Origin of the sequence: Flagellimonas sp., from assembly GCF_965222555.1 — a bacterium.
Lineage (GTDB): Bacteria > Bacteroidota > Bacteroidia > Flavobacteriales > Flavobacteriaceae > Flagellimonas.
Map to the genome: position 1 here is coordinate 1,661,502 of NZ_CBDCUG010000005.1, position 15,551 is coordinate 1,677,052.

The 15,551-nt window shown below is 39.5% G+C and carries 16 protein-coding genes; 8 read left to right on the top strand and 8 right to left on the bottom strand.

All coding sequences use genetic code 11. The features are described 5' to 3' along the window. Nucleotide 1 precedes the first annotated feature (1 nt). Nucleotides 2-1,378: a short-chain fatty acid transporter gene (locus ACOQO1_RS15885; protein ID WP_420603868.1), complete on the top strand. Its 1,377-nt coding sequence runs from the start codon at nucleotides 2-4 to the stop codon at nucleotides 1,376-1,378. A gap of 32 nt (nucleotides 1,379-1,410) precedes the next feature. Beyond that, nucleotides 1,411-2,079, top strand: coding sequence for a leucyl/phenylalanyl-tRNA--protein transferase (aat, locus tag ACOQO1_RS15890; protein ID WP_420603869.1), 669 nt, complete (start codon nucleotides 1,411-1,413; stop codon nucleotides 2,077-2,079). Here the strand turns inward: aat and ACOQO1_RS15895 are convergent. Together ACOQO1_RS15895 and ACOQO1_RS15900 are read right to left on the bottom strand one after the other, a co-directional pair. Continuing rightward, nucleotides 2,076-2,639: a DNA-3-methyladenine glycosylase I gene (locus ACOQO1_RS15895; protein ID WP_420603870.1), complete on the bottom strand. Its 564-nt coding sequence runs from the start codon at nucleotides 2,637-2,639 to the stop codon at nucleotides 2,076-2,078. The genes aat and ACOQO1_RS15895 overlap by 4 nt on opposite strands. A gap of 138 nt (nucleotides 2,640-2,777) precedes the next feature. Further along, nucleotides 2,778-3,140: a hypothetical protein gene (locus ACOQO1_RS15900; protein WP_420603871.1), complete on the bottom strand. Its 363-nt coding sequence runs from the start codon at nucleotides 3,138-3,140 to the stop codon at nucleotides 2,778-2,780. A gap of 135 nt (nucleotides 3,141-3,275) precedes the next feature. On the opposite strand from ACOQO1_RS15900, the gene ACOQO1_RS15905 reads away from it, so the two are divergent. The 6 genes from ACOQO1_RS15905 to ACOQO1_RS15930 all read left to right on the top strand — a co-directional run bounded on the left by ACOQO1_RS15905 (nucleotide 3,276) and on the right by ACOQO1_RS15930 (nucleotide 10,100). Next, complete coding sequence (locus ACOQO1_RS15905; RefSeq protein ID WP_420603872.1) at nucleotides 3,276-3,962, top strand: TetR/AcrR family transcriptional regulator; 687 nt, start codon at nucleotides 3,276-3,278, stop codon at nucleotides 3,960-3,962. Continuing rightward, complete coding sequence (locus ACOQO1_RS15910; RefSeq protein WP_420603873.1) at nucleotides 3,955-5,625, top strand: peptidase domain-containing ABC transporter; 1,671 nt, start codon at nucleotides 3,955-3,957, stop codon at nucleotides 5,623-5,625. Before ACOQO1_RS15905 ends, ACOQO1_RS15910 begins: the two co-directional genes overlap by 8 nt. Nucleotides 5,626-5,630: 5 nt before the next feature. Beyond that, on the top strand, nucleotides 5,631-6,983 hold the full coding sequence (locus tag ACOQO1_RS15915) for an HlyD family secretion protein (RefSeq protein ID WP_420603874.1): 1,353 nt from the start codon (nucleotides 5,631-5,633) through the stop codon (nucleotides 6,981-6,983). Beyond that, nucleotides 6,967-8,382: a TolC family protein gene (locus ACOQO1_RS15920; RefSeq protein ID WP_420603875.1), complete on the top strand. Its 1,416-nt coding sequence runs from the start codon at nucleotides 6,967-6,969 to the stop codon at nucleotides 8,380-8,382. The genes ACOQO1_RS15915 and ACOQO1_RS15920 overlap by 17 nt, the downstream gene beginning before the upstream one ends. A gap of 64 nt (nucleotides 8,383-8,446) precedes the next feature. Continuing rightward, nucleotides 8,447-9,304, top strand: a complete 858-nt coding sequence (locus ACOQO1_RS15925; protein WP_420604339.1) for a YitT family protein — start codon at nucleotides 8,447-8,449, stop codon at nucleotides 9,302-9,304. A 163-nt stretch (nucleotides 9,305-9,467) separates the two neighbouring features. After that, nucleotides 9,468-10,100, top strand: coding sequence for a thioredoxin family protein (locus tag ACOQO1_RS15930; RefSeq protein ID WP_420603876.1), 633 nt, complete (start codon nucleotides 9,468-9,470; stop codon nucleotides 10,098-10,100). Here ACOQO1_RS15930 and ACOQO1_RS15935 read toward each other — a convergent pair. The 6 genes from ACOQO1_RS15935 to ACOQO1_RS15960 all read right to left on the bottom strand — a co-directional run bounded on the left by ACOQO1_RS15935 (nucleotide 10,083) and on the right by ACOQO1_RS15960 (nucleotide 15,527). Then, on the bottom strand, nucleotides 10,083-10,802 hold the full coding sequence (locus tag ACOQO1_RS15935) for a hypothetical protein (protein WP_420603877.1): 720 nt from the start codon (nucleotides 10,800-10,802) through the stop codon (nucleotides 10,083-10,085). The genes ACOQO1_RS15930 and ACOQO1_RS15935 overlap by 18 nt on opposite strands. Before the next feature lie 78 nt (nucleotides 10,803-10,880). Continuing rightward, nucleotides 10,881-11,567: a tRNA pseudouridine(55) synthase TruB gene (gene truB, locus ACOQO1_RS15940; protein ID WP_420603878.1), complete on the bottom strand. Its 687-nt coding sequence runs from the start codon at nucleotides 11,565-11,567 to the stop codon at nucleotides 10,881-10,883. A gap of 47 nt (nucleotides 11,568-11,614) precedes the next feature. Then, entirely contained in the window at nucleotides 11,615-12,409 is a 795-nt protein-coding gene (locus tag ACOQO1_RS15945; RefSeq protein ID WP_420603879.1) for an undecaprenyl-diphosphate phosphatase, read from the bottom strand. A 1-nt stretch (nucleotide 12,410) separates the two neighbouring features. Next, complete coding sequence (locus tag ACOQO1_RS15950; protein WP_420603880.1) at nucleotides 12,411-12,674, bottom strand: DUF3098 domain-containing protein; 264 nt, start codon at nucleotides 12,672-12,674, stop codon at nucleotides 12,411-12,413. Between the two features lie 9 nt (nucleotides 12,675-12,683). Further along, nucleotides 12,684-13,562: a cell division protein FtsX gene (locus ACOQO1_RS15955; RefSeq protein WP_420603881.1), complete on the bottom strand. Its 879-nt coding sequence runs from the start codon at nucleotides 13,560-13,562 to the stop codon at nucleotides 12,684-12,686. A 93-nt stretch (nucleotides 13,563-13,655) separates the two neighbouring features. Then, nucleotides 13,656-15,527, bottom strand: coding sequence for a T9SS type B sorting domain-containing protein (locus ACOQO1_RS15960; protein WP_420603882.1), 1,872 nt, complete (start codon nucleotides 15,525-15,527; stop codon nucleotides 13,656-13,658). Between the last annotated feature and the right edge of the window lie 24 nt (nucleotides 15,528-15,551).

Here is a 15,551-nt window from a genome sequence, read left to right on the forward strand (position 1 = left end):
CGTGGGCCTTACAAAGGTCATAGAACATATTTTTAGAAGGTATTTGCCTTCCCCATTTACAATTGCAGTACTCTTAACGGTATTAACAATTGTATTGGCACTTGTTTTCACGGAGAACACTTCGGAGGGAAACCATATAGTTGCCATTCTGTCCTATTGGGAAAATGGTATTTGGAACAGCGGCCTTTTGGTATTTGCCTACCAAATGATGTTGATTCTGGTTTTGGGCCACGTTTTGGTGCTGAGCAAACCTATGGAAAGATTGATACTTCGTATCACCAAGTTTGTAAAAAACACATCCAATGCGGCAGTGTTAGTTGCATTGCCAACAATGTTGGTTTCGTTCTTTAATTGGGGGCTGGGGCTCATTTTTGGAGCCATTTTGGCCAGAAAAGTGGGAGAATACGCCCAAGCTAATAATATTCCCATCAACTATCCATTAATAGGAGCTTCGGGGTATGTGGGTTTAATGGTTTGGCACGGTGGAATAAGTGGGTCTGCCCCGATCAAGGTTTCTGAAGCTGGACATTTAAGGGAATTGATGGGAGGTATCACTAATCAGGAAGTGCTTGGTCAATTACCTGAAATCATCTCCACCTCATTGACCGTTTTCAGTGGATGGAATCTTACGTTGTTTCTTCTTGTTGCTATATCAATAAGTGCGCTGGCCTATTTTTTAGGCAAGCAGGCTGCTCCGAAAAGTGTTGAGTTAAGGGAGTATCGATTTCAATCCATAGGAAGAAAAAGCTTAAAAGGTGCCGAGAAATTGGATTATTCCAGAATTGCGGCTTCTGTTTTTGGAGGGCTGATTTTACTGGCATTTCTCTTTCAATACTTACCTGCGTTGCGGAAATTGAACATTACACCTAACATGCTCAATTTTTTTATGTTGGGATTGGCCATAGTACTACATGGAAGCTTTAAAAGCTTTTTAATAGCAGTGGAAGAGGCCATTGGTGATACAGCGGGGATTTTGATTCAGTTTCCATTGTATTTTGGCATCATGGGAATTATGGCAAGTAGTGGTATGATCAATGGGATTTCAGACTTTTTTGTGTCCATAAGCACAGATACAACATTACCGATTTTTACTTTTTTGAGTGCTGGGTTGGTCAATATTTTTGTGCCAAGTGGAGGAGGGCAATGGGCCATTCAAGGGCCACTGGTGCTCGAATCTTCGCTTCAGTTGGGTGTTCCGCTGCCAAAAGCGGTAATGGCCTTGGCATATGGAGATCAAATAACCAATATGCTACAGCCATTTTGGGCGTTACCGTTGTTGGGAATTACCAAGCTGAAGGCCAAAGAAATATTACCGTATACCCTACTTTTTATGCTGGTAGGCAGTCTGATCTATATTGGTGGACTTCTAATCTTTTAGTAGAGATTTGTAACTTTATTTAAAATTGCATTTTGGAAAAAGACTCAAAAGATTTTCCGCTGTTCTTTTTGGGAGACCGATTGGAATTTCCTCCAGTTGAAAATGCAAATGATGATGGCTTGTTGGCCGTTGGGGGAGACTTGTCACCGGAACGCCTGTTATTGGCCTATAAAAGTGGAATTTTCCCTTGGTTCAATCAGGACACCTTGATCATGTGGTGGAGTCCTGACCCACGCATGGTGCTCTTTCCAAAGAAAATAAGAATTTCCAAAAGTATGCGAAAAGTATTGCGAAGCAATCAATTTATAATTACCCAAAATACTTGTTTTGAAAAAGTGTTGGACAATTGCGCCAAAGCGGAACGGAAAGGCCAAGAGGGTACCTGGATAACCCCTAAAATGAAATCGGCTTACGTAAACCTTTTTGATAGTGGTTTTGCAAAGTCTTACGAAGTTTGGGAAAATGATGCGTTGGTAGGAGGGTTGTACGGAGTGGATTTAGGACATGTGTTTTGTGGCGAAAGTATGTTCAGTAAAGTGCCTAATGCTTCCAAATATGCCTTTATTAAAATGGTACAAGAACTACAGGACAAAAAATACGAGCTTGTTGATTGTCAAGTGCACACAGACCATTTGGAAAGTCTGGGTGCTGAGGAAATTCCGAGAGAAAAGTTTTTAAAAATACTACAGGCTAAACCCTAGACTTCATTGTACCTAAAACAACTGACCTCATGATCGTTGACCATTCCCGTGGCCTGCATTTGGGCATAGATTACGGTACTGCCTACAAATTTGAAACCTCGCTTTTTCAAATCTTTGCTGATAGTATCAGATAATGGAGTGGTTGCTGGTCCCTCCTTATAGTTTTTGAGTGAGTTTTTAATGGGTTTACCGTCCACAAACCCCCAGATATAATTGCTAAAACTTCCAAATTCCTCTTGAACCTTAATAAATGCCTGCGCATTGGAGACTGTAGCATTTACCTTTAATTTATTGCGAATAATGCCAGGATTGTCAAGTAGCTCCTCAATTTTGGCCTGATCATATTTGGCAATCTTCTTATAATCAAAATCATCGAAGGCCTTTCTAAAGTTTTCTCGCTTTTTTAATACGGTAATCCAACTGAGACCCGCTTGAAAAGTTTCCAAAATCAAAAATTCAAAAAGGGTTTCATCATCCTTAACGGGCACGCCCCATTCCTGATCATGATAGTCTTCGTATAGTGAATCGCCTTCGCACCAACCGCAACGATGTTTGCTCATAAGTAAGTTTTTGCCTAAAGATAATCCAAATTGTATTTGTGCTAAACGCTACTTTTCCAAACAGATAATGGCAATACATTGGTGAATTATATTGTGAGAATGGAAGAACATCGACTCAAAAAAACACTAAAATAAAATCTAACTTTTAGAAATAACAAGTTCCCCTGTTTCCAATGCTTTGGCAAGGTCGGCCGAAAAGGTTTTGTAGGCCTTGAAAAATTTTTTGCCCCTGGCGTTTTTAAAAGTCACAATAGTATTTTTTCCGTAGGAAATATCGGTTACAATGACATGTTGATTCTGCAGACCGCTTATTTTAGGAAGTCCTCCCCGTTTTATGATAAAGTTATTTTTGGGAATATCAATATGGATATATGAATTACTTGAAGGTTCGCCGATAATTAATTTATCTCCAATCTTAATATTGTCCATCTGGATTTCCTGCCCAGATAAAAAAGACAGGAAAGAAAAAAACGCGATAGTTAAGAGGTATACTTTTCTCATTTCACATACAATTTACAACATAAAAGCGGTAATAACACCATAAAAATAGGTATTACTATTATAAATATTAGTTAAACTATTATATATTGATAGTAATACTATTATATTTGTGAGGAAATATATCAAAATGTGATCATGGAAAGGTTAATGCAATCAATACGTATAGGAATCAATGATAAAATCTATGTGAAAGACCCTGAATCTTCGGATTTGGGGAAACGGATTATTGAACAAAGTATTTTGATGATTGATGAAATGGGCTTTGAAAGCTTTACGTTCCGAAAACTTGGAGAGCAAATCAAATCCAATGAAAGCTCCATCTATCGCTATTTTGAAAACAAGCACAAACTATTACTGTATTTGGCCTCTTGGTACTGGGGCTGGGTGGAATACAAGATGGTGTTCGCCACAACGGGTATGACGGACAAAACCGAAAAGCTGAAAAAAGCCTTGGAAATCCTAACACATACAGTAAAAAAAGACGTGACTTTCTCCCATATAAATGAAGTACTGCTTAATAAAATAGTAATCAATGAATACTCCAAATCTTACTTGACCAAAGAAGTGGATCAGGAAAATAAGGAGGGTTATTTTGTAATCTATAAAAGACTGGTGAATCGGTTGCATGAAATGATAGCCGCTGTGGATGGCAGCTACCCTTATCCTTCAAGTTTGGCCAGTACCGTCCTTGAAGGGTCGTTGCACCAGTACTTTTTAAAAGAGCATTTTCCAATGCTCACGGATTGCAATGATAGCACTACCCCAACAGAATATTTTACCGATCTGGTCTTTAGGGCTCTTAACCAAAATTCGTATGGCTAAAAAAAACATTCTAACTGCTTGGCAACGTCTTGTTGGGATGTTGACTTTGGATAAAAAGGATGTATTGCAAGTTTTTTACTACGCCGTTTTTGCAGGTGTGGTAAACCTTTCACTTCCTTTGGGAATTCAGGCGATAATCAATTTAATACAAGGAGCTCAAGTAAGCACCTCATGGATTGTTTTGGTGGCATTGGTCACGCTTGGGGTTGCTTTTGTTGGGGCATTGCAGTTGATGCAAATCAGGATCATTGAGAATATCCAACAAAAAATATTCACCAGGGCTTCGTTCGAGTTTGCCTACCGGTTTCCCAAAATTAAAATGAGTCAACTAACCAATTATTATCCCCCCGAATTGGCAAATCGGTTTTTTGATACGTTGACCATTCAAAAAGGGCTATCAAAAATTCTGATTGATTTCCCTGCGGCATTCCTGCAAATAGTATTTGGGCTTTTGCTACTGTCTTTTTATCATCCCTTTTTTATCATTTACGGTCTGCTCCTTCTCCTGCTCATTTATGTTGTTTTCAAATTTACGGCGCAACGCGGATTGGAGACCAGTTTGGATGAAAGCAAAAACAAGTACAAAGTGGCCCATTGGATTCAGGAAATTGCCAGGTCCTTGGTGAGTTTTAAACTTTCTGGAAAAACAACCCATGCCATTGACAAAAATGACACTCTGGTTGCCAATTACTTGGAGGCACGTGAAAGTCATTTTAAAATATTGGTTCTGCAGTTTGTGCAGATGATCGGGTTCAAGGTTTTGGTAACTGCAGGACTTCTTTTGATAGGAGGACTTTTAGTGTTGAACCAAGAAATGAACATTGGGCAGTTTGTGGCTGCTGAAATCATCATTCTTTTGGTGATAAGCTCCGTGGAAAAGATGATTTTGGGATTGGAAACCTTTTATGATTTACTGACATCCCTTGAAAAATTAGGTCAGGTTGTGGATAAGGAACTGGAGCCACAAAACGGGGAGAAACCTTTTGCCAAAGGAGAAGGATTCACTATTGAACTTCAAGATGTTTCTTATAAAGTGCCAGATAGCGGGAAAAAAATAGTAGACGATGTTTCCTTGACAATTACACCTTCCAGCACCACCTTGTTGCAAGGCTCAAGTGGTTCCGGTAAATCTACTTTGTTGCGGTTAATAGCAGGGATTCTAGAACCGGATCAGGGTAAAATATTTGTTGACGATGTAGCACTGCAAGGTGTAAACCTTAATGATTATCGTTTCCAAATAGGACAATCGTTAAGTGAAGAATCGCCTTTTGAAGGAACCATTCTCAACAACATCACTTTTGGAAATGAGGATATTCCAAGGGAAGATGTGTACTGGGCCATGAAAAAAACCGGATTGACCCAATTTGTCAAAGAGCAGCCCCAAGGATTGAATACAGTTTTATACCCTGAAGGCAGACAAATCCCCTACACCGTTTCCAAAAAGATTGTTTTGGCACGTAGCATAGTTGCAAAACCCAAACTTTTGATTCTGAAAGATCCTTTAGATCAATTTGGTGATACAGAAGCTACAGAGATTATGAACTTTTTAACGGATAGTGCCAACGAATGGGCCTTGGTAATAGTAAGTGAGAATCCCAAATGGATAGAACGTTGCGAGCGCATAATTACGGTTGAAAATGGAAAATTGATAAATGAAAGATAGAGGGTATGCTGAACATTTCACATAATAAATTGAATCAAAAGGTAGACCTAACTGGATATAAGTCGGGCGTAAAAGTTTTTCATAAAACCCACTACAAACATTTCAATAGGTTTTTGGCGGCATTTTTTGTCATCACCATCATTGTGCTGTTTCTGCCATGGACCCAGAACATTTCTGGCAAGGGATATTTGACAACATTAAAGCCCGACCAACGTCCGCAGACCATACAATCCCCAATCCCCGGTCGTATTGAAAAATGGTATGTTCAAGAAGGGGACTTTGTAAAAAAGGGAGATACAATTTTACATATTTCGGAAATCAAAAGTGAATATTTTGACCCCAATTTGGTAGAGAGAACCGGCCAACAAATACAGGCCAAGAGCATGGCAGTGACCTCGTACCAAGAAAAAGTGAAAGCCTTGGACACTCAAATAGGGGCCCTCTCTAATGAACGCAAACTGAAATTGGAACAGGCTAAAAACAAATTGATGCAATCCAAACTCAAGGTCCAAAGCGACAGTATTGATTTGGAGACGGCAAAAACGAATATCACCATTGCCCAGCGTCAATATGATCGTATCTCCCAATTGGAGAAAGAAGGACTAAAGGCCATAACGGATGTAGAAGCCAAACGTTTAAAGCTGCAAGATACCCAAGCAAAGCTCATTTCGCAGGAGAACAAATTATTGGCCAGTAAAAACAATGTTATTAATGCCCAGGTCGAAATCAATAGGGTGCAGGCAGAGTATACCGACAAGATTTCAAAAGCAAAGAGCAATAAGTTTACCGCTCAGTCCAACCAATTTGATTCTGAGGCCCAAGTGACCAAATTGGAAAATGAATACACCAATTATGAAATGCGAAATAGTTTGTTGTACATCCGCACACCACAAAGTGGATTCATCAACAAGGCACTGCAATCGGGAATTGGAGAGACTTTTAAGGAAGGAGATCGTTTAGTGGGAATCATGCCGGCAGATTATGATATGGCGGTGGAAACCTATGTTGAGCCCATTGATTTGCCGTTGTTGCACATTGGTGAAAAGGTACGTATTCAATTTGATGGCTGGCCTGCTATTGTTTTCAGCGGTTGGCCTAACGTTTCTTTTGGAACATTTGGCGGAAAAGTGGTCGCTATTGAAACGTTTATCAGCGATAACGGAAAATATAGGGTGCTGTTGGCACCAGACCATGAAGATGTACCTTGGCCCAAAGATATTAGAGTTGGATCGGGAGCCAATACCATGGCTTTATTGGAAGATGTGCCCATTTGGTTTGAGTTGTGGAGACAATTGAACGGTTTTCCTCCTAACTATTATCAACCCCAAAACAAGGTGGCCGATGTTAACAAGAAATAGATTCAACATTCTTTTCTGCCTATTCTTTCTTTCTGTTGCCACACAGCTGTACGGTCAACAAGAAACTACAGTGCTCAATTTTAAGGAGTATTTGGGGTATGTGAAAAAATATCATCCCGTGGCAAAACAAGCCCAACTTACCATTGCTATTGGACAGGCGAATTTGATGAAGGCCCGAGGTGGTTTTGACCCCAAGATTGAAGTGGATTATGACCGGAAGGAATTTAAGGGAACCGAATATTGGGACCGGCTTAATACAACATTTAAAATTCCCACTTGGTTTGGAATAGAATTAAAGGGGAGTTATGAAAACAGAGAAGGACAATTCATCAATCCAGATGAAACCCTTCCGGCAGATGGCTTGTACAGTGCAGGAATTTCCATGTCGTTGGGCCAAGGTTTTTGGGTGAACAAGCGTATGGCCACATTGCGCAAGGCAAAATTTTATCGGGAACAATCCAAGGCAGACCAAGATATTTTGGTAAATGAAGTGCTCTACAAGGCATCCTTGGCATATTTTGATTGGTTGCAAGCTTATAGGGATCAACAGGTCTTCCAAGATTTTTTAAGGAATGCGGAGGAACGCTTTGGCGGGGTGAAAAAAAGCGCAATGGCAGGTGAAATTGCCATGATCGATACCGTTGAGGCCAAAATTGCCGTACAGAACAGAGCTTTGAGTTTGGAACAGAGCAACGTAAAGCTTATGAAAAAATCTTTGGAGCTTTCTAATTTTCTATGGATAAATGATGTTCCCGTAGAGCTTCAAGCAGAGGTCGTTCCTGAAATCAATGTTGAAAGAGACATAGACCTTACTTTGGAAATAATGGGCCGTTCTTTGGACAGTTTTGTGCTGGGGAATCATCCCAAGCTAAGATCTTTGGAATATAAGATTGATGGACTTGTGGTGGAAAAGCGTTTCAAGGCGAACAAATTATTGCCAAAATTGGATGTGGAGTACAATTTTTTATCCGAAACACCCAAAAATATCAATTCTTTTGATGTAGAGGCATTTAAAGGAGGGGTCACTTTTAAGCTTCCGCTGTTTTTAAGAAAGGAACGTGGCGATTTAAAACTGGTCAAGTTTAAACTTAGGGATGCCGAGTTTGAGAGGGATAATGCCTTTATTGAGATTCAGAACAAAGTGTTGGCAATATATCGCGAATTGGATTCATATACTGTTCAGAATCAATTGATCGCTGACATTGTGGAAGACTATGGTACATTACTGGCCGCAGAAGAGCGAAAATTTGGCTTTGGTGAAAGCTCATTGTTTTTAATCAATTCCCGCGAAAGCAAGCTTATTGACGCCTATCTAAAGCGAAACCAAATGCAGAACAAGTTCTTTTATGCAAAGGCAATGCTTTTTAAGAGCTTGGCAATTAACCCTTTGAATTTGTAATACACACACGATGGAACAAGAAAATAAGAAGAAAGAAACTCCTAAAAAGGTTGGTTTAAACTTGATGTCCATCAACCTTTATGTAAAAGATGCGTTTTTTATTGTCGCAGGAATCTGCTCTGCAGCCTTTGGGTTGGAGAGTTTTCTGTTGCCAAACAGATTTATAGATGGCGGTGCAACTGGTATTTCCCTATTGATTACTGAAATTACCCAAATACCACTTTGGGTCTTGATTATTATTGTGAATGTGCCTTTCATTTTTATGGCTTTTAGAGCTATTGGACGTCAATTTGCCATAAAGGCCATTATCGCCATTTTGGGGTTGGCCCTCGTTTTGTTTGCGGTTGATTTTCCGGAAGTGACCCAGGATAAGTTGTTGGTTGCTGTTTTTGGAGGTTTCTTTCTTGGTGCTGGTATTGGATTGTCAATTAGAGGAGGTAGTGTTCTGGATGGCACAGAGATTTTGGCTATTTTTCTTAGCAGAAAATGGGGAGTTAAAATTGGTGATGTTATAATTCTGGTCAATGTTGTTATTTTCATGGCGGCGGCTTATCTGTTGTCCATTGAGGCGGCTTTATATTCCATGCTCACTTATTTGGCAGCTTCAAAAACCTTGGACTTTGTAGTTGAAGGGATTGAGGAATATACGGGAGTGACCATTATATCTGACGAAAGTGAGCAAATCCGGGAAATGGTTATTGAGAAAATGGGCAGGGGCCTTACCATATACCAAGCAAAGGGGGGGTATGGTAAAAATGGAAAGCAGAACGAATATGATGTTATTTATACCGTTATCACTCGCTTGGAAATTAGAAAGCTGCACATTGAAATTGAAAAGATAGATAAAAAGGCATTTGTGGTCATGAACAGTATTAATGATACCAAAGGAGGCATGGTAAAGAAAAGGTTCCTCAATACATAATATCAACAAAAAACAACCATGGTACCCTTAAAGAATTTGCTTCTTTTCCATTTTAGATTCCATGCAAATTGATGTTTGTAAGTTTTAGGTAAAGAATACAACCAATGTGACAAAAGTCACAAAATAAGAAGGTTGAGACTTTTAATTTTGGAAAAATTTTAAAATGGAAGTGTTAGAGAATCACACAAGTAAAGAACAGGCAGAGCTTATCCGTAGGAGTATTTCGGAAGGGATGAGTTATGATGAATATAGAGATTTGGTGCATCAACTTGCGGTGCATGGTCAGACCACGGGAGGAGAACAGCTTGAATCTCTAGTGAATTATACAGAGTTGAATGACCGTAGGATGAATAGATGGGACAAAACCTTAAAGGTGCCCAGCGAAATCCAGGAAAGGATTTCGAACGTAAATTCAAAACTAACGTTTTTGGTCCTTAGTGAAAGTTGGTGTGGAGATGCTGCACCAAGTCTTCCCGTTATCAATAAGATTTCTGAATTAAATCCAAACATTGATTTTAAAATTGTATTGCGGGATGAGAATCCAGAATTGATGGATGATTTTTTGACCAACGGATCACGTTCCATTCCCAAGATGATTATTTGGGACAATGAAGAGGAGAGAGTGGTTGAAGAGTGGGGTCCAAGACCTAGTATAGCAACTCAGATGGTGGAAGCATTTAAAAAAGAGCATGGAAGCTTAACTTCCGAATTTAAACAAGCACTCCAGGTTTGGTACAATAAAGATAAAGGGCAGAATACCTTATCAGATATCTCAGAACTACTTCCTTTGGAATAGATAAGTGATTGTGCCTATCTGTGCGTTTTTGGTATCTGGGCTAAAGCGCGCTTTTAGAGCATAGGCAATGGCGTTGTCCACAAGGCAACCATTGCTGGTCCCAGAGCTTTGGTCGTTAAAATCCGCTTCCATAACATACCCGTTATTGTCGACTTTTATATTGATAACGACCTTGCCACCTTCAATACATGTGTAAATAGGTGGGGGAAGGGAATAGGCATTTCGATCTACCAAAGAATATGAAATAGAGGTGCGTTTATCTTTTAGATTATTGGTGAATTCTTCTTTTTGAGCCTCACGCTCACCCAAAAGTTGTTTTTTCTCTTCACGCTTGGCAGCCAACTCTTTAAGTTGCTCGGCAAATTCACCATCAGCATCCGAATATTCGCCTTCATCTCCGTTTAAAGCCCTTTCTTCCATGATTTCCTCAAGAGTCTTTAAAGGTTCCGGATTCCCTACAGAGGGTTTTGCAGCTTCATTAAAGGCCATATGGCTTTTAATAGGGTCATTGTTCGCCAATTCTTCCAACCGTTCTTCCTCCTCTTTTAAAAGTTCTTCAATATCCTCATCTGCCAAACTCATTTCAATAACATACTCTTCCTCTTTCACACCGCCCAAATGAATATTGTATAACAACAATACAATGAGGGACATGGAGAAAAAAGTTATTAAAAACGATAACTGGTTTCTGTTTAGGTTCATGGTGCTATTATAACCGTTTTTTTCTAAAAATATTTTACTCCAAGGGTTATGCCAGCCTGTTTATTAAAGATAATAATTTCACAGATTTTCCTTGAAAACCATTGGGGTGACAGCATTACTTACGTTGAAATCACCTATTTTGGTTCTTCTGAGGGAGGATAAATGCGCTCCAGATTGTAGTGATTTGCCAAAATCATGGGCCAAAGAACGTATGTAAGTTCCTTTGCTGCAGACTACCCTAAAATGGACTTTCGGCATTTCAATTTGAACAATTTCAAACTCGGATATTTCTATTTTCCGTGATTTTATTTCTACCTTTTTTCCTTCCCTGGCAAACTCATAAAGGCGCTTGCCATCTTTTTTTAAGGCTGAAAATACTGGAGGTACTTGTACTATTTCTCCAAGAAATTGCTTGGTGGCACTTTTTATATCCTCATCTGTAATATGCTCTGTGGAAAAGGTTTCGTCCACCTCGGTTTCAAGATCATAGGAGGGTGTGGTTGCCCCTAAAGTAAACGTGCCGGTATATTCTTTGATTTGTCCCTGTAGTTCTGGGATTTTTTTGGTGAATTTACCCGTGCATATAATCAATAGACCAGTAGCTAGAGGATCTAGCGTTCCCGCATGCCCTATTTTGATTTTTTTGAGGTCGAACTTTTTACGAATAGCCCATTTTAAAGCATTCACTGCTTGAAATGAACTCCATTCCAAGGGTTTGTCAATCAAAAGAATCTGCCCGTTTAAAAAATCGTCCTTGGTTTTCAAACACGTGCGAATTATAGATTATTAATTGGAATCTTAGAGCTAGTTGGTTATCCCCAAATACTCCACGCAATGGCAATTAGACCAACTATTAAACAATAAATGGCAAAATAGCTTAGCTTACTTTGGCGTACCAATTTGATCATCCAGGTACATGCGGCCAGACCGGCAATAAATGCTGCGATAAATCCGGCACCCATAGCAATTGCTTGGTCTCCTACAAAATTAACATCGCCACTTAAAAGATCTTTGGCCATTTTGCCAACAATCAACGGTACTACCATTAAAAATGAGAAACGTGCAGATTTGCTTTTGTCCACTCCTAACAATACAGCTGCAGAAATAGTGGCGCCACTTCGTGAGATTCCGGGTAATATAGCTACTGCTTGTGCCACTCCAATAACAAATGCACTTCGGTACGAGACACCTTTATCCGTAGTTTTAGCCAAATCTGCCAAATACAATAAAACAGCGGTGATTAATAACATAATACCAACTATAATAATGGCTCCGTCAAAAAAGACCTCAAGAAAATCCTCCAAAAAGAAGCCGACAAGGGCTGCGGGAATCATGGAAATGATAATTTTTAAGGAAAATTGTGTTTCCTCGTTCCATTTAAACTGAAAAAGGCCTTTAAAGATTTCTGCTACATCTTTCCTAAAAACAATAAGTGTACTTAATGCTGTGGCAAAATGGAGGATCACAGTAAACAACAAGCTTTCTTCAGGGAGTGAATCTGCACCCAAAATGGCTTTGCCAAGTTCTAAATGTCCGCTGGATGATACAGGTAAAAACTCGGTAAGTCCTTGAATGATTCCAAGGATGATAGCATCAATAATTTCCAAACTATTTCTTCTTTTTGTCAGGGTTCAACAAAATGGCATAAACTTGAATGCCAAGGCCTATAAGTACCAAAGTAGGTGCCAAGCGAATTCTTCTGAAATTGTAGATGTCCGGATTAAAGACATTGGGGTCATCGCTTCCGCCACCGCTCATCAAAATAAACCCTAAAGCAATAAAAGCCAGACCGACAAACAGGAAAGTATAATTTCTCTTTTGAAATATGAATTCTTTGGTCGGTTTTTGGATGTTCTTATTTTTCTTACTCATGGCGTAAAGTTAATAATAAAGATCGTCTGTCCTTAAATTCAAGAAACGTTGGGTGGCTATATGCGTGCTAAACCAGGAAATAAGAACTCCAAGTCCAAAAATCCCAGCAAAGAGAACAATGAGCACAATTATATCTTGGAAAATATTCAGCTCTGGGAAATTGGTGTTCACGTGATAGAGGACAACTCCCAATGCAATAAGTGAAATGGTGGCACCCAACATCCCCAGTTTAATATTTGTCCAAATAAATGGTTTTCGGATAAATTTTTTGGTAGCACCCACCATTTGCATGGTTTTGATGATAAATCTTTTTGAATATATGGACAGCCTAATGGAGCTGTTGATCAATAACACTGCTATAAAAGTAAAAACGCCAGTGGCCACAAGAATCCACAAACTAATTTTCCGTGCATTGTTGGTGAGCAAAGAAATCAAAGGTTTATCATAACTTACTTCATCCACATATGCCTTTGCTGAAATGCCCTCAGCAATGTTAGCAATCTGCTCTGGAGATACAAAATCTGCCTTAAGATTTACATCTAGCGCATTTTTAAGTGGATTGTAACCCAAAAACTCAATAAAATTCTCGCCAATATCTTCACTGTACTGCTCCGCGGCTTCTTCCTTTGATACAAAATCCGCCGATTTGGTATACTCGGCCATGGCCAAACTTTTTTGAAGTTGTTCAATTTCTACAGGTTTGGCATTGTCCTTTAAAAAGACTGAAATGGTAATCTGTTCTTTAAAATGATCCGCTAACTTTTTGGTATTGAGGACCAAAAGCCCCAAAACGCCCAAAAGAAAAAGCACTAGGGCAATACTAAGAACAACTGAAAAATAAGACGAAATCAGCCTTCTCCGTTGATATCGTTCAATATATTGGGCCATATGGAAAAATCAATACGTAAAAATAGAAAAGTATGGATTAACAACCTTATAATTCTTTGCTATTGCAATTTTTAACTTTTTATTGGAAAAGAATCAGCGTTTCAGTGCAAAATGTCCTTTGAACAAGTTTTCGTCAACCTTTAGAATATACCAATAATCCGAAGCTGGTAACGGCCTGCCGTTATATGTTCCATTCCATGTATAATCTTTGCTTTTTGATTGTGCTATGAGTTTTGAAGTACGATCAAAAATTTGAATCTCAAAATCAGTAAATAATTCAACCCCTTCAGGTTTAAAACTATCGTTGATGTTATCTCCGTTTGGAGTAAAAAACTTAGGGATTACCAGATGGACAAATGGAAATTGAACTATGCCACAATGGCCTTTTTCCCTAATGTACGCTATATAAACTCCCCCTGAAAGGTTTTCAAACTGGGGGCTGTTCTGAAAAATAAACCCATTAAGGGAATATTCGAAATTGCCGGAGTTTTTGGTGATTATAGTCAAATCCCTATGGTCTGAGACGACGGTATCCAATACAGGCTTGTCAATCTGAGCCACTTCAATGGTTTTATTGGCACTACAACCATTTGAATCTGTCACTTTGACGGAATATGTTCCTGGGCTATCTATTGTAATTTCACGGGTGGTTTCCCTTGTGTTCCAGAAATAGGTGGCATTAGGCAAATCTGCAGATAAAATCAGGGTTTCATCTTCGCACAGAATTAACTTTTCATCATTCAAAACTGGAAGAGGATTAAAAGTGATGGAAACAGCGGTCCTTGTGTCAGAAAAACAACCTGCAATTTTGGTTACCGCTTCGGCATAATAGGTCCCACTAATAGTAGTGGCATAAAACTGATTGTCTGCTTCCAAAAGATTTCCTCCCGTAGGAGAATCGTACCAATCTACTGTAATCCCATTGGGAACCGAGGCAGAAACCCCACCCATGGAATCGGCACAAAAACTTACATCTCCATCTGAGATAGGAGCATTTGGCTTTCCTTCAATAATAACTTGAAAAACATCAGATACCGTGTTACATTTTAGATTGGAAAGGTTGACAGGATCCTCGGCTACCTTCACCCTAAATAAAGTTGTTCCAAAAATCAACGGGGAAGTATAGGTTGAGCTATTTTCTCCCGCAATATCGTTCCAACTGGTACCATCCGTACTTTGTTGCCATTGGTAGGCATGCGTGTTATAAACCGAAAAATCTGGACTGGCTGTGAGCTCCACAGAAGTTGGAGCATTTTCTTGACATACACCAAGGATTTCAGTATTATTTGAAGCATCCGTTAGGGTAATGCGGTCACCACAGGTTCTAAAAACAATATCATCAATGGCCAGGTCATTACCACAGCCTCCGGCTCCATTGTTGAGCATCTTAAGGATTACGGAGGTCTGCCCTGGCAAGGTCTGGAATACAAGACCGTACTGCTCCCAAATAGGCGAGGTCTTGTCAACAATGTCTCCTGTATCTCCCGAAGCTAAAAGATTGGTGTCGGTGTTGTCCCAAATCTGAAACTTCACATTTACGGGAATTCCATTGCCATTACAGCCCTGTTGCGGATGAAGATTCATCAACCACGAAGAAAATTCGTAAGATGTATTTTCACAAAGCCCATCAATGGTCCGCCTAAAAAATTCGCCTGCAGTATAACTGGCGTTTACAATAAAGGCTTTCCCATTGGTATCTCCAGGGGTATGGTCATCGGTGTCAAACCAGTCAAAATAAGTTGTGGTACTGGAGATGGTATAACTACCATCAAAAGGTTGTCCATTTATATAACTGTAGGTGGTGGTTCCGGCGGGTAAGGCCGGTCCATTTGAGGTTCCGGCTCCAAAAGTTTCTAAAAAAATTGGGTCTCCGGAATTACCATTACAAAATCCTAATTGCGCATCAATGTCATTTACAATGAAACAAAAGAATAGAGCCGAAAGTACGGGGGTCAATTTTTGCAACGGTTTGCTTATTTAGGGCTTTTC

Excerpts from the sequence above, each read along its gene's own strand:
- ACOQO1_RS15895 (WP_420603870.1), bottom strand. The coding sequence starts at position 2,639 with ATGAGCAAACATCGTTGCGGTTGGTGCGAAGGCGATTCACTATACGAA.
- ACOQO1_RS15900 (WP_420603871.1), bottom strand. The coding sequence starts at position 3,140 with ATGAGAAAAGTATACCTCTTAACTATCGCGTTTTTTTCTTTCCTGTCT.
- ACOQO1_RS15905 (WP_420603872.1), top strand. The coding sequence starts at position 3,276 with ATGGAAAGGTTAATGCAATCAATACGTATAGGAATCAATGATAAAATC.
- ACOQO1_RS15910 (WP_420603873.1), top strand. The coding sequence starts at position 3,955 with ATGGCTAAAAAAAACATTCTAACTGCTTGGCAACGTCTTGTTGGGATG.
- ACOQO1_RS15915 (WP_420603874.1), top strand. The coding sequence starts at position 5,631 with ATGCTGAACATTTCACATAATAAATTGAATCAAAAGGTAGACCTAACT.
- ACOQO1_RS15920 (WP_420603875.1), top strand. The coding sequence starts at position 6,967 with ATGTTAACAAGAAATAGATTCAACATTCTTTTCTGCCTATTCTTTCTT.
- ACOQO1_RS15925 (WP_420604339.1), top strand. The coding sequence starts at position 8,447 with ATGTCCATCAACCTTTATGTAAAAGATGCGTTTTTTATTGTCGCAGGA.
- ACOQO1_RS15930 (WP_420603876.1), top strand. The coding sequence starts at position 9,468 with ATGGAAGTGTTAGAGAATCACACAAGTAAAGAACAGGCAGAGCTTATC.
- ACOQO1_RS15935 (WP_420603877.1), bottom strand. The coding sequence starts at position 10,802 with ATGAACCTAAACAGAAACCAGTTATCGTTTTTAATAACTTTTTTCTCC.
- ACOQO1_RS15950 (WP_420603880.1), bottom strand. The coding sequence starts at position 12,674 with ATGAGTAAGAAAAATAAGAACATCCAAAAACCGACCAAAGAATTCATA.
- ACOQO1_RS15955 (WP_420603881.1), bottom strand. The coding sequence starts at position 13,562 with ATGGCCCAATATATTGAACGATATCAACGGAGAAGGCTGATTTCGTCT.